Origin of the sequence: Aeromonas sp. s8, from assembly GCF_040907785.1 — a bacterium.
Classification (GTDB): Bacteria; Pseudomonadota; Gammaproteobacteria; order Enterobacterales; family Aeromonadaceae; genus Aeromonas; species Aeromonas veronii.
Map to the genome: position 1 here is coordinate 12,093 of NZ_JBFOCL010000018.1, position 18,735 is coordinate 30,827.

18 protein-coding genes are annotated in these 18,735 nt (G+C 61.4%); 10 read left to right on the plus strand and 8 right to left on the minus strand.

Going from position 1 to position 18,735, the window contains the following annotated elements; genetic code table 11:
- A complete protein-coding gene (gene ilvA, locus AB5Y86_RS06440) occupies window positions 1–1,521 on the plus strand; it encodes a threonine ammonia-lyase, biosynthetic (RefSeq protein ID WP_042079768.1) in 1,521 nt (506 codons plus the stop codon).
- A 301-nt stretch (window positions 1,522–1,822) separates the two neighbouring features.
- Entirely contained in the window at window positions 1,823–2,917 is a 1,095-nt protein-coding gene (gene ompA / locus AB5Y86_RS06445; protein WP_368192431.1) for a porin OmpA, read from the plus strand.
- Between the two features lie 79 nt (window positions 2,918–2,996).
- On the opposite strand, the gene AB5Y86_RS06450 is transcribed toward ompA, so the two are convergent.
- The 7 genes from AB5Y86_RS06450 to AB5Y86_RS06480 all read right to left on the minus strand — a co-directional run bounded on the left by AB5Y86_RS06450 (window position 2,997) and on the right by AB5Y86_RS06480 (window position 9,520).
- The gene (locus AB5Y86_RS06450; RefSeq protein WP_368192432.1) at window positions 2,997–4,106 is read right to left on the minus strand and encodes a YeeE/YedE thiosulfate transporter family protein; all 1,110 of its coding nucleotides are present in this window, start codon (window positions 4,104–4,106) and stop codon (window positions 2,997–2,999) included.
- A 123-nt stretch (window positions 4,107–4,229) separates the two neighbouring features.
- Window positions 4,230–4,811, minus strand: a complete 582-nt coding sequence (locus AB5Y86_RS06455) for a methyl-accepting chemotaxis protein (protein WP_368192433.1) — start codon at window positions 4,809–4,811, stop codon at window positions 4,230–4,232.
- Between the two features lie 92 nt (window positions 4,812–4,903).
- On the minus strand, window positions 4,904–5,857 hold the full coding sequence (locus tag AB5Y86_RS06460) for a HAMP domain-containing protein (protein ID WP_368192434.1): 954 nt from the start codon (window positions 5,855–5,857) through the stop codon (window positions 4,904–4,906).
- Between the two features lie 180 nt (window positions 5,858–6,037).
- Window positions 6,038–6,934, minus strand: a complete 897-nt coding sequence (gene rarD / locus AB5Y86_RS06465; RefSeq protein ID WP_201958736.1) for an EamA family transporter RarD — start codon at window positions 6,932–6,934, stop codon at window positions 6,038–6,040.
- A gap of 125 nt (window positions 6,935–7,059) precedes the next feature.
- Window positions 7,060–7,230: a hypothetical protein gene (locus tag AB5Y86_RS06470; protein WP_005341999.1), complete on the minus strand. Its 171-nt coding sequence runs from the start codon at window positions 7,228–7,230 to the stop codon at window positions 7,060–7,062.
- A 126-nt stretch (window positions 7,231–7,356) separates the two neighbouring features.
- Window positions 7,357–8,853 (minus strand): aldehyde dehydrogenase, encoded by a 1,497-nt coding sequence (locus tag AB5Y86_RS06475; RefSeq protein WP_368192435.1) that lies wholly within the window; start codon window positions 8,851–8,853, stop codon window positions 7,357–7,359.
- Window positions 8,854–8,977: 124 nt separating this feature from the next.
- A complete protein-coding gene (locus AB5Y86_RS06480; RefSeq protein WP_005339643.1) occupies window positions 8,978–9,520 on the minus strand; it encodes a cupin domain-containing protein in 543 nt (180 codons plus the stop codon).
- A 186-nt stretch (window positions 9,521–9,706) separates the two neighbouring features.
- On the opposite strand from AB5Y86_RS06480, the gene AB5Y86_RS06485 reads away from it, so the two are divergent.
- The 6 genes from AB5Y86_RS06485 to AB5Y86_RS06510 all read left to right on the plus strand — a co-directional run bounded on the left by AB5Y86_RS06485 (window position 9,707) and on the right by AB5Y86_RS06510 (window position 16,326).
- Window positions 9,707–11,038, plus strand: coding sequence for an aspartate aminotransferase family protein (locus AB5Y86_RS06485; protein WP_368192436.1), 1,332 nt, complete (start codon window positions 9,707–9,709; stop codon window positions 11,036–11,038).
- An 81-nt stretch (window positions 11,039–11,119) separates the two neighbouring features.
- A complete protein-coding gene (locus AB5Y86_RS06490; RefSeq protein ID WP_368192437.1) occupies window positions 11,120–12,616 on the plus strand; it encodes a CoA-acylating methylmalonate-semialdehyde dehydrogenase in 1,497 nt (498 codons plus the stop codon).
- Between the two features lie 83 nt (window positions 12,617–12,699).
- On the plus strand, window positions 12,700–13,428 hold the full coding sequence (locus tag AB5Y86_RS06495; RefSeq protein WP_064337566.1) for a glutamine amidotransferase: 729 nt from the start codon (window positions 12,700–12,702) through the stop codon (window positions 13,426–13,428).
- 183 nt (window positions 13,429–13,611) lie between these two features.
- The gene (locus AB5Y86_RS06500) at window positions 13,612–14,583 is read left to right on the plus strand and encodes a LysR substrate-binding domain-containing protein (RefSeq protein ID WP_005356189.1); all 972 of its coding nucleotides are present in this window, start codon (window positions 13,612–13,614) and stop codon (window positions 14,581–14,583) included.
- A 106-nt stretch (window positions 14,584–14,689) separates the two neighbouring features.
- On the plus strand, window positions 14,690–15,529 hold the full coding sequence (locus AB5Y86_RS06505) for a PfkB family carbohydrate kinase (RefSeq protein ID WP_043823201.1): 840 nt from the start codon (window positions 14,690–14,692) through the stop codon (window positions 15,527–15,529).
- Window positions 15,530–15,873: 344 nt separating this feature from the next.
- Window positions 15,874–16,326: an Rrf2 family transcriptional regulator gene (locus tag AB5Y86_RS06510; RefSeq protein ID WP_005339654.1), complete on the plus strand. Its 453-nt coding sequence runs from the start codon at window positions 15,874–15,876 to the stop codon at window positions 16,324–16,326.
- A gap of 72 nt (window positions 16,327–16,398) precedes the next feature.
- Here AB5Y86_RS06510 and AB5Y86_RS06515 read toward each other — a convergent pair whose 3' ends face one another.
- The gene (locus AB5Y86_RS06515; RefSeq protein WP_005339657.1) at window positions 16,399–16,920 is read right to left on the minus strand and encodes a ferredoxin-type protein NapF; all 522 of its coding nucleotides are present in this window, start codon (window positions 16,918–16,920) and stop codon (window positions 16,399–16,401) included.
- A 140-nt stretch (window positions 16,921–17,060) separates the two neighbouring features.
- Here AB5Y86_RS06515 and AB5Y86_RS06520 point away from each other — a divergent pair, with 140 nt between their 5' ends.
- Both AB5Y86_RS06520 and rmuC read left to right on the plus strand, forming a co-directional pair.
- Window positions 17,061–17,276: a hypothetical protein gene (locus AB5Y86_RS06520; RefSeq protein WP_005339659.1), complete on the plus strand. Its 216-nt coding sequence runs from the start codon at window positions 17,061–17,063 to the stop codon at window positions 17,274–17,276.
- On the plus strand, window positions 17,273–18,613 hold the full coding sequence (rmuC, locus tag AB5Y86_RS06525; protein ID WP_368192438.1) for a DNA recombination protein RmuC: 1,341 nt from the start codon (window positions 17,273–17,275) through the stop codon (window positions 18,611–18,613). The genes AB5Y86_RS06520 and rmuC overlap by 4 nt, the downstream gene beginning before the upstream one ends.
- Window positions 18,614–18,735: the final 122 nt, after the last annotated feature.

Here is an 18,735-nt window from a genome sequence, read left to right on the forward strand (position 1 = left end):
ATGGTCTCTGCGGCGGATTATCTACGCAAGGTGTTGCTCTCCCCCGTCTACGAGGCGGCGCGGGTCACCCCCTTGCAAACCCTGAAGAAACTCTCCGAGCGGCTCGGCAACCACGTCAGCCTGAAGCGGGAGGATCTGCAACCGGTCCACTCCTTCAAGCTGCGCGGTGCCTACCACAAGATCGCCACCCTGACCGAGGAGCAGAAAGCGCGCGGCGTCATCGCCGCCTCAGCTGGCAACCACGCGCAGGGGGTCGCCCTGTCGGCCGCCAAGCTCGGTATCAAGGCGATCATCGTGATGCCCAAGACTACGCCGGACATCAAGATCGATGCGGTGCGCCGGCAGGGCGGCAACGTCATGCTGTTTGGCAACAGCTTCGACGAGGCCTACGGCGAGAGCCGCCGTCTCGCCACGCTGGAGGGCTACACCCTGATCCCGCCGTTTGACGACGTCGAGGTGATCGCCGGGCAGGGCACCATCGGCAAGGAGCTGTTGGAGCAGGATACCCACCTCACCCACGTGTTCGTGCCGGTGGGTGGCGGCGGACTGGCCGCCGGGGTGGCGGTCTATATCAAGCAACTGCTGCCGGATGTGAAGGTGATCGGGGTGGAGGCGGAGGGTTCCGCCTGTCTCAAGGCTGCCATGGCGGCCGGTGAACCGGTCAATCTGGAGCGGGTCTCGCTGTTTGCGGACGGGGTGGCGGTCAAGCGCATCGGCGAGGAGACCTTCCGCCTGTGCAACCAGTATCTGGATGAGGTGGTGACCGTCTCCAACGATCAGATCTGCGCCGCGCTGAAAGACATCTTCGACGACTGCCGCGCCATTGCCGAACCGTCGGGGGCCCTGTCGCTGGCGGGCCTCAAGGCCTACAGCGAGCGGGAGCAGGTCAGGGGGGGCCGGATGGCAGCCATTCTCTCCGGCGCCAACGTCAACTTCCACAGCCTGCGCTACGTGTCGGAGCGCTGCGAAATTGGCGAGAAGCGTGAGGGTATGCTGGCGGTGACCATCCCCGAGCGCAAGGGGGCCTTCCTCGACTTCTGCCGTCAGCTCGGGCCGCGCATGGTGACCGAGTTCAACTACCGCTATGCGGATGCCGAGCAGGCGTCGCTGTTCGTCTCGGTGCGCCTCACCGGTGGTGACGAAGAGCTTGGCCAGATCATCGATCAGCTCGGCGGCAACGGCTACCCGGTGGTCAACATGACCGAGAGCGAACTGGCCAAGAATCATGTGCGCTACATGATTGGTGGCCGCCCGGCTCGGCCCCTTGGTGAACGTCTCTACAGCTTCAAGTTTCCGGAGCAGCCGGGTGCCTTGATGCGCTTTCTTGAGACCCTGGGCTGTCGCTGGAACATCAGCCTGTTCCACTACCGTAACCACGGAGCCGACTACGGTCGGGTACTCTGCGCCTTCGAGCTGCCGGACGAGGACGTGGCCGCCTTCCACGACTACCTGCGCGAGATTGGCTACGGCTGGAAAGAGGTGAGCGACGACCCTGCCTACCGGCTGTTTCTGGCCAGTTGAGCAAGGGGGCTGCAACAACTCACCAGGAGGGAGGCGTTATGCCTCCCTTTTCTATTGCTGCGTATGGATAGGTCCACTCCGTACGACGCAACGTCATGGTTTAACTGGCAAAACAGTGTGAATAGGTACACAGGTGATTTTTACGCCGGATATTGCTGGCAAGCTCACACTCCTGATGGCTTGGTCATTTGAGGCTGCGTGCGGATGGGATACCCTGAATAGCGGAGAGGCCGCCTGACGGCTTCACACAGGGAAAGTGCGCACTCAGGCGCCCATAACGACTTATTGCAGAGGCGAAAATATGAATAAATCCATGCTTGCCGTATTGGTCAGTGGTTTGCTGGCGGCCGGAGCCGTGCAGGCCGCCGCTCAGGACAATACCTGGTATGTCGGTGGCAAGGCCGGTTGGTCCAATTACTATGGCGTTGACCACAACCAGTATGCCGAGTCGATTGCCCAGACGTTGGGTAATACCAGCGAGAACACGGATGATCTGGGTCTGGGCCTGTTCGCCGGTTACCAGCTCAACCCCAACCTGGGTTTCGAGCTGGGTTATGACTGGCTTGGCAAATACGACACCACTTCGGGCACTGGCGCCAATACCCTCAAGACCGAAGCCAAGAGCCAGATGATTCAGGCCACCATGAAGATCAGCTTCCCGGCAACGAACGTGCTCGATCTTTATGGCCGACTGGGCGGTGCTTATGCCTGGACGGATAGCGAGATCAGCTTCGCCAATACCAGCGAGACCGGCAAGAAGCATGGCGCCGCCTTCGTTGGTGCGCTGGGTGCCGAATACGCCATCGATCGTGACTGGGCTGCCCGTCTGGAGTACCAGTACACCACGCCGCTGGGAGATGCCTCTCTCGATCGTTCCGGTATCGAGATGGATAACGGCCTGATCTCGTTCGGGATGCTCTATCGCTTCGGTCAGCAAGGTGGCGAGGTCGTTGCACCGGCGCCCGCTCCGGCCGCCGAACCGGCACCTGTAGCCGTGGTGGAGCCCAAAACCTTCAGCTTGAGTTCCGATGTGCTGTTCGAGTTCAACAAGGCGATCCTGAAACCGGCTGCCAATCAGGCGCTCGATGCCTTGTTCAGCCAGATTGTGGCGGCCAATCCGAAAGATGGCGTCGCAACTGTCATCGGTTATACCGACCGCATCGGTTCCGACAATTACAACCTGGCGCTATCCGAGAAGCGGGCCCAGAGTGTGGCCAGCTATCTGGTATCCAAAGGCTTGTATGCCGACAAGGTACGGGTCGAGGGGCGTGGCAAGGCCAATCCGGTCACTGGCAACAGCTGTGCCAGCCGCTCCAAGCAGGAGCTGATCGCCTGTCTGGCACCGGATCGTCGGGTGGAAATTCATCTGGAAGGGGTTTCCCAGCCTGTCCAATAAGCAGTGCGAAGGGAGCAGTAAATGTAAAAACGGGAGGCTTGGCCTCCCGTTTCTTATGGGGTGTTTACGATGTCGAGCCTCAGAGTCCGAACAGCGGCCGCAGGCGAATGCCGATGAGGCTGCCTGCGAGGGCCATCAACATCCAGACCCAGCCGTGAAGGCTGCCAGACGCAGTGCCATCGAAGAAGCCGCCGAGGTTGCAGGCGGCGTACATGGCGCCCATTCCCATCAGCAGGCCGCCGAGGATGGAGGCCAGACTGTTGCCGATCCGCATCGGGGCGAAGTTGCCGCCACCGCTCAAACAGCGCGCCAGCATGGCCCCCAGAATACCGAGCCAGAACATGCCGACCATGGGGTTGATAAAGAGTGGCTGTGCCAGCTTGGGGTTGCCCTCGAACAGGCCAAACAGGGAGGCGCCGCGCAGCGCCATGTCATAGACGGCGCCGGTGATGGTCCAGGCCGAGCCGTGCAGAGCGACGACAGTGGAGTTGAGTATGGCGATGATGATGCCGCCGGTCAGCACGGTGAAGCGGCCATCGCGCCAGAACAGATTGCCGCCGCTGAAGAGGGGCTTGAGCTCGCCGGTACGCTTGAGTTCGCTCTTGCGAAACAGCAGGAACAGCGCGGCGACCAGCGCCAGGTTGAGCAGCATGCCGCTCCAGATATTGCCGGTCAAATCCTTGGCCAGCACCACATGGCTGGAGAAGGTGGCCTCTAGCTCGGGACGGAACTGGTTGCTGATGAGGGTGCCGATGCCGTAGCAGATCAGCACCAGCCAGAAGCGGGGTTGCCCCTCGCCGCAGCAATAAAGAGTGCCGGTGGCGCAGACGCCTGCCAGCTGCATGCCGATGCCGAACAGGAAGGCACCGACGATGAAGGGAATGCCGATAGCCATCACGTTGCCCACCATGGCATCGCCAAACAGGGCGTGACTAAAGGAGAGGAAGGTGGTGAACAGCAGAATTTCGATGGCGATGGTGAGCAGGTGAACCCGCACATAGTAGCTGTTGCGCTTGGTCAGCATTTCGCGCCAACCGAATACGATGCCGAAGCGGCTGAAGGAGAGGGTGAAGCCGAAGCCGAATCCGATCAGGGCCATCAAAGCCCATTTCATACCAAAGGTGTTGCCGAGCCAGAGTAACGCTCCCCCCGCGATTGCCACGATGGGGAGCGACCATTTTCGATTCATGTCAGTTGATCCTTGCAGTTGGTTTTCAGAGGGGCGGATCCTATTCCCTCGTGGAGTCTAATGCTACCCATTTAACCAATGCAGAGAAAAAGGGGGGGCGCTGGCTCCCGTCAGCGCCGGGGATCAATGGCGGGTGGTGTCGAGATGGAAGTGGTGAGTCTGTCTGGTCAGGATACGGGCGTGCTGGGCGACCATGGTCGCCTCTTCGGCGGCCTGACTGGCGCTCTGGTTGGCCTCGGCCGCCAACCGCGACATCTCGCCGACCTGATGGTGGATCCCTTGTACCAGCCGGGTCTCATCGCTCATCAACTGATCGACCTGAGCGATGCGCTGGTTGATCTCCTCGCAGCTCTGCGCGATCCGGGCGACGCTCTGGCGCGCTGTCATCGTATGAGTGACCGCCTGTTCGACCCGGGCCAGCTCGGTATCCATCTCGCTGGCGGCGCGCAGGCTGACATCCTGGATCTTGCCGATGATGGTGTTGATCTCGGTGGTGGCGCTGCCGGTGCGGGTCGCCAGCGAGCGTACTTCATCCGCCACCACGGCAAAACCGCGTCCCTGTTCGCCTGCCCGCGCCGCTTCAATGGCGGCGTTCAGCGCCAGCAGATTGGTCTGCTCCGCAATATCGTGAATGGCGCCCGCCAGCCCGACAATCTGCTGCGAGAGGCCAGCCAGATCCGAAATGGTATGGGAGACCTGCTTCACTCCTGTGACTTGCTCCCCGATCACCTGTTCCACGGTGTGGATGGCGAGCGTCGCCTCTTGTGCCCGCTCTGCTGACTGCAGGGTTTGCTCCCCTACCTGATGTAGCTGGCTACCCGCCTGTTCAATGGAGTGGGTGAGCTGTTCGATGGCCTGTTCGATATGGTGGGCCGCCCCGACCTGTGCCTGACTGTCATCGGTGTGCCGTTGTGCCGTTGTGCCATGGCGGTCAGGCTGGTGGCGCGATCATCCAGCGTACTGGCGCTGCGCTGCAGGGACTCCACCAGGGTTGCCAGCTGGTCACGCATGGCCCCGATCTGGCGGATCAGCTCGCCGATGGCATCAAGGCCCGGCTCTGGCATGGGGCGGTTCAACTCCCCTTCGGCGATGGCGGCGGTGGCCTTGCCAGCGGCCAGCAGCCGCTGTTGGGTGGGGCGTCCCAGCCAGAAGATGAGTCCGGCCCCCAGCAGTGCGGCGCACAACAGCAGGGCGTAACAGAGTCGGGTGGTGTTGGCGAGATGGGCCATCTGCTCGGCGGCATACTCGTTGCCGCGGATGACGGTGGCGTCCACCCCTAGCCGGTGGGCGTTATAGAGGGTGTGCAGGCGCGCCGCAATCGCGCCCGCCTGCGCCAGGTTCCCCACCTTGATGGCGGGGACAAATTTGTCGTTGAGCAACTGCCAGAACAGCTTCCCCTGCACTTTTTGCTCCCCCAGCAGCAGCTCCCTGAGGGGCTCGTTCAGGCTGCTCTCTTGCCAGAAGCGGTTACGGCTCTCGAACTCTTGCTGAAGCCGGGTGAGGGTTTGCAGCAGGGCCTCCCGCTCTTCCGGTTTGGCATGGAGCAGGGTGTAGACCTGCAACTGGGATTCGATGAGGTAGAGGGGCGGCGGCAGAATATCGGCTACCACATCCTTCCCCTGTCCCATCTGATCGGCTGCGCTCCGGACCGAGTAAAGCCCGAAAAAGCTGATGGAGATCAGCGTGATAATGACCATGATCCCCAGAACCTGACCAAAAAGCAGGGATCTGTCGTGAATGTGCTTGAGCATGTTGCCTCCATTCGGCTCCGTTCCATGGATAGCATAGCTCTCTGGCGGGATGGTGCGACTCGGGTGTGGCCTGTTGATGGCGAGTCGGCCTAGAGAAGGGGAAGTCGCAGTCAGAAGGCCGCTGGTGGCACGAAAAAGAACCCCGGCTGATGAGCCGGGGTCGCTGGTGGTGAGGTGGTGTCAGGTCCGGCTTGGCGCGGCTTTGCCGCTGCGCAGCCCATCCAGACTGAACAGCACCAGCGCGCTCCAGATGCAGGCGAAGGTGAGCAGTTTGTCCATCGCCAGCGCTTCCCCATAGAGGGTGACCGCGAGGATGAACATCAGGCTGGGGCCTATGTACTGGAAGAAGCCCAGGGTGGAGAGCTTGAGCCGGGTCGCGGCGGCGGTGAAGCAGAGCAGGGGGGCCGTGGTGACGGCGCCAGCGGTGATCAGCAGCAGGTTGAGGTGCCAGTCGTTCTGGGTGAGATGGCTGGTGGGGCTGTCGGCAAAGCCCCACAGATAGATGGCCGCTGGCGGCAGCATGATCATGGTTTCGATCAACAGACCGGTGAGAGCATCGAGGGCCAGTTTTTTGCGCACCAGCCCATAGATGGCAAAACTCGACGCCAGCACCAGCGCAATCCAGGGCAAGGAGCCAAAGGCGATAAGCTGGATCGCCACCCCGGCAAAGGCCAGCGCCACTGCCCACCACTGCAGGCGGCGCAGCTTCTCGCTCAGAAACACCATTCCCAACAGTACGTTGAACAGCGGGTTGATGTAGTAGCCGAGGCTGGCATCCAGCATGTGACCGTTGTTGATGGCCCAGATAAACAGCAGCCAGTTGCCGCCGACGGTGACTGAGGTAAACGCCAGGGTGAGCAACACTTTTGGCTGGCGCAGCACCGCCTGCACCTTGTGCCACTGGCGCCCTGCCAGGGTGAGCACCATCAGCAGCACGCAGGACCAGATCATCCGGTGGGTCAGGATCTCGGCGGCTGGAACGGCAGAGATGGTCTTGAAATAGATGGGGGCTATGCCCCAAAGGGTATAGGCGCACAGGGCGTAGATGACGCCCTGACGCTGGATCTGTTGCGGCATGCGGATGACCTTTACTGAAGCGTTGGATGCGGGAAAACATCGCAAAAAATCAGTGTAGCGATCCTTTTGCGGGGAAAGAAGCGAATAAACAAAGTTTGAGGGATAGGAGGAGTGTGGCTGGCCGGTCAGCCTTTACCGCGGCGGATCTTGTCGACGTCCATCAACAGCCACAACATCAGGGCGATGGCGGAGATCCAGGGGCCCCAGGTCACGTAGGCCTCGCCGTGCCCCAGCACGAAGAACAGCAGGGGCAAACCGATCACCAGAAAAAGTACGCTTCCCAGAAAAAATAGCATTTTTGTCTTTATATTTAACATGTTGGCTTTTTTATCATTATAAGGATTGAGCCCGGTGATGGAAGGCCAAAAATGCAAAAGGGGGATTTCTCCCCCTTTTTGATCCGATAGTGCTGCTTTTTCGTGTTATTCCAGCTGAATCCAGGTGCTTTTCAGCTCGGTGTACTTCTCCAGCGCATGAAGTGACTTGTCGCGACCGTTGCCGGACTGTTTGAAGCCGCCAAACGGCATGGTCATGTCACCACCGTCCCAGTTGTTGACGAACACGGTACCGGCGCGCAGGGCGCGGGAACCTTTCACCGCCTTGTTGAGATCCGCCGTCCAGATCGCCGCGGCCAGGCCGTAGTCGGTGTCATTGCCCAGCGCAATGGCCTCTTCCAGGGTATCGAAGCCGGTCACCGCCAGCACAGGGCCGAAGATCTCCTCGCGGAAGATGCGCATCTGCGGGGTCACGTCGTCGAAGATGGTGGGTTCGATATAGAAGCCGCCACTCTCCATGTTGGTGCGGTTGCCGCCCAGCAGCAGCTTGGCCCCCTCCTGCTTGCCAATCTCGATATAGCGCAGCACCTGTTCCATCTGGATGTGATCCACCATGGCGCCGATACGGGTCGCAGGGTCGAGCGGGTTGCTCGAGATCCACTCGCGGGCATGGGCCAGCAGTCGCTCCATAAATTGCGGCTTGATGCTGTTTTGCACCAGCAGGCGGGAGGCGGCGGTGCACACCTCGCCCTGATTGTAGAAGATAGCGCCAGCGGCGCTCTTGGCCGCGGCGTCCAGATCCGGTGCGTCGGCCAGTATGATGTTGGGGCTCTTGCCGCCGCACTCCATAAAGGCGCGCTTGAGGTTGGACTTGCCGGAGCACTCCACCAGATGTTTGCCGATCTTGGTGGAGCCGGTGAAGGTGATGCAATCCACATCCATATGCATGGCCAGCGCCTCGCCCACGGTATGGCCAAAGCCCGGCAGCACGTTGAACACGCCGTCCGGAATACCCGCCTCCTTGGCCAGACCTGCGATACGCAGGGCGGTCAGGGGGGATTTCTCGGAAGGCTTGAGAATGACCGAGTTGCCGGTAGCGAGCGCCGGGCCCAGCTTCCAGCAGGCCATCACCAGCGGGAAGTTCCATGGAACGATGGCGGCAACCACCCCGAGCGCTTCGCGGGTCACCAGTGCCAGGGCGGACTCCTCGACCGGGGCGACCTGATCGTAAATCTTGTCGATGGCTTCGGCGTTCCAGGCGATACAGTTGGCGGCAGCGGGGGCGTCATAGCCCATGGCATCGCCGATGGGTTTGCCCATATCCAGCGACTCCAGCAGCGCCAGCTCCACCTTGTTGAGACGCATCAGCTCGGCGAAGCGCTGCATGATCTGTTTGCGCTGTTTCGGCGGCAGGCCGCTCCAACGCTTGTCGTTGAAGGCGTCACGGGCAGCCTGTACCGCCAGTTCGGCATCGGCGCCATCGCAGGCCGCCACCTTGGTCAGCAGCTTGCCGTTGGCCGGGTTGATGCAATCGAAGGTGGCGCCATTGACGGCATCCCGATAGCTGCCGTTGATAAAGGCTTGCGAGGGAAGGGTCTGATGGGCGGCCTTGTGTTGCCACTGGGCCAGGGTCAGGTCACTCATGTTCACTCCTTGAACCGGCAAAAGTCAGTTTCCGCGTATCAATATGCTAAACATCCAGCCGCTTGTAAATCCATCTTGTAACAATTCATTAAACATTGCTCCCCTGCCGATGCGCGTCTGAATGTCAGAAACTGGCGGGGGTGTTGGCCGAAATCAGCACGCATTCCTGCTCGCCGCTATTGCGAAAACGGTGGGGGGTGCGGCTGTCGAAGTAGTAGCCATCCCCGGCGCCCAGCAGGTAGATCTGCTCGCCCACGGTCACTTCAACTTCGCCCTTGATGACGATGCCGCACTCTTCACCCTCGTGACTCAGCATGTCGTCGCCGGTGTCGGCGCCCGGTGGCAGCACCTCCTGCAACATGCCGATGGCGCGGTTGGCGCGGCTGTGCCCGACCAGCCGGTAGCTGATGGGATGGGTGCCGAGATCCGGCATATCGGCGGCGCGGAAGATCACTTCGGTGCCCATTTCAGTCTCTTCGGTGAAGAAGCTGGCCAGCGACATGGGGATGCCTTCCAGCACCTTGCGCAGGGAGGCGACAGAGGGGCTCACCTGATTTTTCTCGATCTGGGAGATAAATCCGTTGGTCACACCGGAGCGCTTGGCCAGCTCGCGCTGGGAGAGGGCTGCCTTGGTGCGAACCGCCTTGAGGCGGTGACCGATATCCATCTATAGACACTCCTTGACTGTTTACTATTATTAAAATTGTGTTAAATATCTTATACCACCCTGTTGATGCATCTAGCTAGGGGTGGCACCAGACAGGGCAATATCGAGCCCTTTTTTATGGATTCAGGTGTTTAATTTAATAGGCATCAGCCGACAGTTGCTAAACACCTTAAGGATGAGGTGACCATGAAACCGATCAGCGACATCAATACGCCCTCCGACATGTCCGCGTTCTGGATGCCGTTCACCGCCAACCAGCAGTTCAAGGCGGCGCCGCGCATCCTGAAGTCGGCAGAGGGGATGTATTATCACTCAGAGGATGGCCGCAAGATACTGGATGGCACAGCCGGACTCTGGTGTTGCAACGCGGGCCATGGTCGGCGCGAGATTGCCGAGGCGGTCTCCCAGCAGATTTCCCACCTCGATTTCGCCCCTACATTCCAGATGGGCCACCCCCTGCCGTTCGAGCTGGCCAACCGGCTGGTGGAGATCGCCCCCAAGGGGTTTGGCCACGTCTTCTATACCAACTCCGGTTCCGAGTCGGTCGATACCGCGCTGAAAATCGCGTTGGCCTGGCAGCGGGCTCGCGGTCAGGGCACCCGTACCCGACTGATTGGCCGCGAGCGTGGCTATCATGGGGTCGGCTTTGGCGGCATCTCGGTGGGGGGGATTCCCGGCAACCGCAAGTGGTTCGGCTCCCTGCTGACTGGCGTTGATCATCTGCCCCATACCCTCAACATCGCCAAAAATGCCTTCACCAAAGGGTTGCCCGAGGAGGATGTGGCGCTGGCCGACGAGCTGGAGAAGATCGTCTTCCTGCACGATGCCAGCAATATCGCGGCGGTGATCGTCGAGCCCATCGCTGGCAGCACCGGCGTGCTGATGCCCCCTAAAGGCTACCTCAAGCGGTTGCGGGAGATCTGTACCAAACACGGCATCCTGCTGATTTTTGACGAGGTGATCACCGGTTTCGGTCGCCTCGGCTCCCCCTTTGCCGCACAGGAGTTCGATGTCATCCCCGACATGATCACCTGCGCCAAGGGGCTCACCAACGGCGCCATCCCCATGGGGGCGGTGCTGGTGCAGAAGCACATTTATGACGACATGATGGCGGCAGGCAAGGGGGCCATCGAGCTGTTCCACGGCTACACCTACTCCGGCCATCCGGTGGCGGCGGCCGCCGGGCTCGCGACACTCGAGATCTATCGCAACGAGAACCTGCTCAGCCGCGCCGCCGATCTGGCGGGCTACTGGGAGGAGGCGGCACATTCGCTGAAGGGCTGCAAGCATGTGAAGGATGTGCGCAACTACGGGCTGGTGGCGGGCATCGAGCTGGAATCCATCCCGGATGCGCCGGGCAAGCGTGCCTACGAGGTGTTTGTGCGCTGCTTCGAGAAGGGGGCATTGATCCGGGTGACCGGCGACATCATCGCCCTGTCGCCGCCCCTCATCATCGAGCGCAGCCAGATCGACGATCTCTTCACCCTGCTGCAGGATGCCCTGCAGGTACAACCTTAACCCATTTGATGGCCCCGCACTGGCGGGGCCTTGCGTTGATTTGCTCAGCGCATTTACTGCGTCAGTTATCACGGAGGATACATGACATACAGGGTCAGCAACTTTATCAATGGCCAGCCGCAGGAGAGTCGCAGCGAGCGCCAGGGGGCCATCTTCAACCCAGCCTGCGGCAAGCAACAGGGGAGCGTGGGGCTGTCGAGCGCCGCCGAGTGTCAGGAGGCGATCGCCATAGCCGAGCGCGCCTTTGCCGACTGGTCGCAAACCCCGCCGCTGGTGCGGGCCCGGGTCTTTTTCCGCTTCAAGGAGTTGATGGAGCAGCACAGAGACGAGCTGGCCCAGCTCATCAGCCGCGAACATGGCAAGGTCTTCTCCGATGCGCAGGGTGAGTTGACCCGCGGGCTGGAGGTGGTGGAGTTTGCCTGCGGCATTCCCCATCTGCTCAAGGGGGAGCATTCCCTCAACGTCGGCCGTGGAGTAGACAGCTACTCCATGATGCAGCCGGTGGGGGTTTGCGCCGGTATCACCCCGTTCAACTTCCCGGCCATGGTGCCGCTCTGGATGTTCCCGGTCGCCATTGCCTGCGGCAATACCTTTATTCTCAAACCCTCCGAGAAGGATCCCTCCCTCTCGCTGCGGATGGCCGAGCTGCTCAAGGAGGCCGGTCTGCCGGACGGCGTGCTCAACGTGGTGAACGGTGACAAGGAGGTGGTGGATGTGTTGCTGACCGACCCGCGAGTGGGTGCCGTCTCGTTTGTCGGTTCCACCCCCATCGCCCAGTACATCTATGCCACCGCCTCGGCCCACGGCAAGCGAGTGCAGGCGCTGGGCGGTGCCAAGAACCACATGGTGGTGATGCCGGATGCGGATCTCGATCAGGCGGTCTCCGCCCTGATGGGGGCTGCTTATGGGGCAGCGGGCGAGCGCTGCATGGCCATTTCGGTGGCCGTGGTGGTGGGTGACGAGACCGCCGATGCGCTGGTGGCCAAGCTGACACCGCTGGTGGAAAAACTGCGGGTGGGCCCGGGGCTGGGTCAGAGCCCGGAGAACGAGATGGGGCCGCTCATCAGCAAGGAGCATCTGGCCAAGGTGCGTGGCTACGTGGATCAGGGGGTGGCCGAAGGGGCCGCGCTGCGGGTCGATGGTCGCACGCTGAGCCACGACGAGGGTTACTTTATCGGAGGCTGCCTGTTTGACGAGGTGACGCCAGAGATGCGTATCTACCGCGAGGAGATCTTCGGTCCTGTGCTCTCCATCTTACGGGTGCCGGACTACGAGACGGCGCTGCGCCTCATCAACGAGCACGAGTACGGCAACGGCACCGCCATCTTTACCTGCGACGGAGACACCGCGCGGGACTTCACGGCGCGGGTGCAGGTCGGTATGGTAGGGGTGAACGTCCCCATTCCGGTGCCGATGGCGTTTCACAGCTTTGGCGGCTGGAAGCGCTCCATCTTCGGGCCGCTCAACATGCACGGGCCGGACGGGGTTCGCTTTTATACCCGGATGAAGACGGTGACGGCGCGCTGGCCCCAGAGCCTGCGCAGTGGTGCCGAGTTCTCCATGCCGACCATGAAGTGACGCGCTGGCGCGTGCTCATGGCCTAACCTCTTGCCCCCGCCGGTCGTTGATTGGCGGGGGCGAACTCTGTAAAGGAACAACAGATGCGATTGGGAATTCTCGATTGTGACCGGCTCGATCCCGATCTGGCGGATCGTTTTGGTCCCGTTTACTCCGAGATGTTTATCAGGGGCTTTGCGGCCCTGGCCCCCGAACTGGAATTTCAGGTCTGGTCGGCTCTCGATGGGGAGCTGCCGGAGGATCTGCACGAGTGCGATGCTTGGCTCATCACAGGCTCGCGCCACGATGCTTACAGCGATATCCCCTGGATTCAGGCACTGCGGGCGTGGATCCGTCAGGCGCACGATGCCGACGTCAAGCTGGCCGGTGTCTGCTTCGGTCATCAGGTGATCGCCCAGGCACTGGGTGGCGAAGTGGTGAAGTCTACCAAGGGGTGGGGGCTGGGTGTGTCGGTGCACCCCATGCTGGCAGATGAGCCCTGGATGGCGCCAGCGCGGGATCAGATCCGCATTCTGGCCAGCCATCAGGATCAGGTGGCACTGCTGCCGCCGGGGGCGACCCGGCTGGCGGGCAACGATTTTTGCCCCAACTTCATGTTTTTGCAGGGTGATCACATCGTCGCCATTCAGGGGCATCCGGAGTTCTCGGTGGAGTACAACCGGGCGCTGATCGAGCGGCGCCGCGGCCTGTTACCCGACGAGCGCTACCAGAGCAGCCTCTCCTCGCTGGAGGGGGAGGTGGATTCGGCGACCATGATGCAGTGGCTGCTGCAGTTTTTGGGGATCCTGCCGCTGCGGGCTGGCGCGGCCTGAACCCGGTTTGTCAGCCACTCCTTCGGATGCTAGATTTTGTAGCAAAATGAAGGATCAAGCGCTGAGATGTCGGGATCGGATGGTACACTGGCCGCCCATGTGGCGGCCTGTTTGTCTGGCTTGATTGCCGTCCCGGCCTGAGCCAAACCTGTCTGAGCCAAACCAGTGTGAGAGTGTGACGCCTTGAAACTACAGCAATTGAAGTATTTGATCGCGATCCGGGACCACAACCTCAATGTGTCCGTGGCTTCCGATGCGCTCTTCACCAGCCAGCCCGGGGTCAGCAAGCAGATCGGCCTGCTGGAGAGCGAGCTGGGAGTGCGGATCTTCGAGCGCCGTGGCAAGCATCTGCACCGCATCACCCCGGTGGGTGAGGAGATCATCAAGTGTGCCGAGGCGATGCTCAACATTGAGAGCAAGATCAAGGCGATCTCCCGCGAGTATCTGGATCCGACTGTGGGCACCCTCAATATTCACACCACTCATACCATCGCCCGCTATCTGCTGCCCAAATCGGTTACCTACTTCACCAAGAAGTACCCCAAGATCTCGTTCCACCTCCATCCGGTGATGTCGGCGAGCAAGGAGCAGATCAGCAAGGGTTACTCCGATTTCTCCATCGTTGCCCACGAAATTGGCTTCGACAAGGAGCTGATTGCGCTGCCCGCCTACCTCTGGACTCTCTCGCTGGTGGTGCCGCAGGATCACCCGCTGGCCAAGGTGAAGAAGCCGACCCTGGAGCAGCTCTGCCACTACCCCATCCTCAGCTACGAGAGTGGCGCCACTGGTCGTCAGGTGCAGGACGAGGTATTCCATGCCGCCGGTCTCACCCCGAGCTACTACATGACGGTGATGGACGCCGGGGTGATCAAGCGCTACGTGGAGCTGGGCTTTGGCATCGGCATCATCTCCTCGCTGGTGGCTAACGACACCGACAGCCCCGGGCTGGTCTCCATCAATCTGGAGCACCTGTTCAAACCCTGTCCGGCGCAGATCTGTTTCAGCAAGAGCATCTTGCTGCAAAACTACATGTATGACTTCATCAGCTCCTTCTCGCCCCATCTCACCAAGGAGGTGATCCAGAGCGTGATGCAGCAGCCGAGTCAGGCGCGCATCGACGAGCTGCTGGCCGGGGTGGAGCTGCCCATCTATTGATCCCGATCGGATTCCCGATCGCTGCCGGTTGTCTCTTCTGTCAGGCTGGGCTCTACTCGGGGTTCAGCCTGTCTCTTTTGGGCTATCTCCATCGTCCGAGGTCTCTATGTCCCGCATTCTGCTGCTTGCCAATCTCAACTGTGATCATGTGCTCTCCCTCTCCGAACCGCTGGTGGCGGGGGCCCGGCTGCAATATGTGGATCAGGGGCGCAGGCTGGGAGGCGGCGCGGCCAACACCGGCATCGGGCTGGTGTGGGCGGGCCACGAGGTGACCATCGCCTCCCGTATCGGGCTGGACGAGACCGGCGACTGGCTGCTGGAGCAGGCGGCCGGTTACGGGCTGGATTGCAGCCATGTGGAGCGCTTTGGCGGCGAGACCGGCGAGCTGCTCATTCTGGTGGACTCCACCGGCGAGCGCACCATACTGCGCCGCCCGCGGCGCCCCGATCTGCCCGGCGACCTGCCGCTGGAGGGGGTGGATTGCCTCTATGTGAACTATCCCGGTACCTCCATCATCAGCTACATGCGCCAGATGCTCGGCAAGAGCTTTGTAGTGGCCCAGTATCCCAAGGGGGGGCAGGCACGCCGTCCCTGCCACGTGCTGGTGGCCTCCCGCTCCGATCTCGGCGAGGTGAGCGACCCCTGGCAGCATGCCCGCCAGCTGGCGGGGGAGCAGCTCGAATGGCTGGTGCTGACCGAAGGCAAGGCGGGGGCGGTGGCCATCCATGGTGACGAGCAGATCCGGGTCGCCGCCCGGCCGGTTTCGGTGGTCGATACCACGGGGGCGGGGGATGCCTTCGCTGGCGGATTGATCCATGGTCTGGCGAGGGGCATGGCGATCAAGGATGCGCTACAGTGCGCGGTGGACTGGGGCGCGTTTGCCGTCGCCTCCGAGAGCTCCATCCCCTCGGTTGCGCTGAAAAACTGGCTGAAACAACCCCACTGAACCACCTCTTTGACGGTCGATTGAGGGGCGGTTTGCGGGCCATATGGCTGCTGATCGAAGGGGCTTGGCGAGGTGGACTATTCGGTAGATTTACCCGCCATAAAGCGGGCAAACGCCGGGCTAACCCGGCAAGTTTGCGATCAATCAAAGAAAGTGTCGATTTATGTGCATCTTCATCGACACCCGGTTGTGCTGCTCTTAACCTGTCACTCCGCAACTCAGATTAAGAGACAGGCCCCCTCTGGCGAACCAATGGGCAAACAGAGGCGAACCGGTTGTCTCCTGCCTCTTAGCTCAATGTTGTCGTCCTGATTCCTGGCTTGTAGTAAGAGGCAAGTGCGACCATGCAACTGACACGATTTACCGACTACGCCCTGCGTACCCTGACCTTCCTGGCGGTTCAGCCGGGGGATCGTCTGTCGACCATTACCGAAGTGGCCGATACCTTCGGCATCTCTCGCAACCACGTGGTCAAAATTGTGCACCAGCTTGGCATCAAGGGGTACATTGAGACGGTACGCGGCAAGCACGGTGGCATCCGCCTCGGTCGCTCTGCAGTCTCTATCAACCTGCGGGATGTGGTGATGGACATGGAGCATGTGCTCTGTCCGGTCGACTGCAAGCGCGAAAACTGCCGTCTCTCCGGCGGCTGCCGCATTCAGGGCATTCTGCGCCGCGCCATGAACGCCTTCCTCGAAGTGCTGGGTGAGTACACTCTGGCTGATGCGGTGCGCGATCCCAACCGTCTTTGCCACCTGCTGGGTATCGAGCAAGAGACTATTGTGACCATGGCCTGACGGGGCGTGGAATATCGAACAAGATGTGAAAGGGGCCTGATGGCCCCTTTTGCTTTTGTAAGCAGGTGGTTTTTAGCGACTGCCCGGCTGGCGGATCAGGGTGATGGCGCCATGCAGACAGGCGAGGCCGCAGGCACCGCAGCCATTGCAGGCATCCATATTGACGTTGATGCCGTCGGCGGTGGCCTTGATCGCCTGTTGCGGGCAGGCATCTTCACAGAGCAGGCAGTAGAAGCCCTGCCGTGCCTGGCAGCTCTCTTCAATCTGCACCCGGGTCTGCACCTGACGGCCCAGTTGCAGGTCGAGGGCGCCGGTGGGACAGGCTCTGGCGCAGCTGCCGCAGTAGCTGCACTGGCCGCAGGCGAGATCGAGTACCGGGGTACCGGCGATGGGGCTCCCCTCGTACTCCTCCTGGGTGGCCGGTTTGAGCAGACCGCGCGGGCAGGCCTTGAAACACTCGCCACAGCGGGTGCAGAGGGAGAGGTACTGGGACTCCTCGATGGCCCATGGCGGGCGCGCTTCATGGCAAACCACGGCGGGCTTGCGGGAAGCTTGCCAACCTTGTGTCAGCCAACGGAGGAAATAGTGAGTCATGCTCGCCCCTGATACCTATTAGGGGTTAATTTTATCGAAGTTTCGGGAAGCAGGCCAGAGAATAGCGGCCGTCAGGATCGCAAGCGCAGTTGCCCTTGTGTAAGCTAGGCGGGTCTTTTTACGTGGTTGAATGAAAACATATGTGGCTATTTCTCTGGCGTGCGTCCCTGCTCTATGTCTTTCCCCTGCTGATGTGGGCCTACTGCCGCATCAAGGATATCGAGTTCGCCGAGCTCGATACCGGCGTCAACACCCACAAGTGGGTGGTGCTGGCCGCTTACCTCATCTACGTGGTGCTCTGGATCCTGGTTAACCGCTATCTCGAACTCTTCCTGCGTCAGCGGAGCCGCAAATGATCGACCCAGGACTCTGGGGGATCTTGTTGCCCGCCACCGCACTGGCCCTCGGGCTTGGCTGGCTGATCGGGCGACGGGCCGCCACGGCGCAGGCTCAGGAGCTGATGCTGGCGCAGGAGCGGCATCAAGCGCTGCAGGATCGCTTCGACGAGTTGCAGGATGAGCGGATGCAGGGCCAGCAGAAGCTGGATCAGCAGCAGACCCTGCTGATCAAGCTCACCGCCCGCCTCAAGGATGCGGAAGCGACCCTGCGCAGCGAACGGCTGGCCGCCGCCGAGAAGCTGCAACTGCAACAGGAGGCGGAGCAGCGCCTCAGCCAGCAGTTCGAGAATCTCGCCAACCGGATCTTCGAGCAAAACTCCGGCAACTTCCGCGAATTGAACCAGAATAGCCTCGATCTGCTGCTCACCCCGCTCAAAGAGCAGCTCGAGGGCTTTCGTCGTCAGGTGGGGGAGACCCACGCCCAAGAGACGGCTCAGCGCCACAGCCTCAAGTTCGAGCTGGAGCGCCTTGCCGAGCTCAATGCCCGCATGACCGAAGAGGCGGCGGCGCTGACTCGCGCCCTCAAGGGCGACAGCAAGCAGCAGGGCAACTGGGGGGAAGTGGTACTGGCGCGGATCCTCAGCGAGTGCGGTCTGCGCGAGGGCCACGAGTACCACACCCAGGTAAATATCGAGGTGGAGAAGGGCAAGCGCTACCAGCCCGATGTCATCGTTCACCTGCCGCAGGAAAAAGACATCATCATCGACGCCAAGGTGTCGCTGACCGCCTACGAACGCTGGTACAACGCCGATGACGAGCTGGAGAAGGCGGTGGCGCTCAAGGAGCACGTCGCCTCGGTGCGCAACCATATCCGCGAGCTGGGCCGCAAGGATTACCAGCAGTTGCCCGGGGTGCGCACCCTCGACTATGTGCTGATGTTCGTGGCGGTGGAGCCCGCCTTCCTCACCGCGATGGAGGCCGATCCCTCGCTGGTGCGTTACGGTCTCGACAACAACATCCTGCTGGTGAGCCCCACCAACCTGATGGTGGCGCTGCGCACCATCGAGAATCTGTGGCGCTACGAGCGGCAGAACCAGAATGCCCGCCAGATTGCCGAGCGGGCCGGTCGTCTCTACGAAAAGCTGCGGCTGTTTGTCGAGGAGATGCAGCAGATGGGCGGCAGCCTGCACAAGGCGCAGGAGAGCTACGACAAGGCGATGGGACGGCTGGTCAACGGCCGTGGCAACCTGATTGCGCAGGTCGAGCGTTTCCGCGAGCTGGGGGTGGAGGTGACCAAGAGCCTGCCAGAGCCGCTGGTGGAGCGGGCACTGGAGCGTGACAAGGAGCAGGAGTAGTTTTTACCTGCACCGTCATCAGCCAAGGCCCAAACCCGGTTTGGGCCTTTTGCTATCTGCCAGCTGGCCCAGTGCTGACCCATCATCAGAAATCCGCAAAGCAAACGGCCCACCGAAGTGGG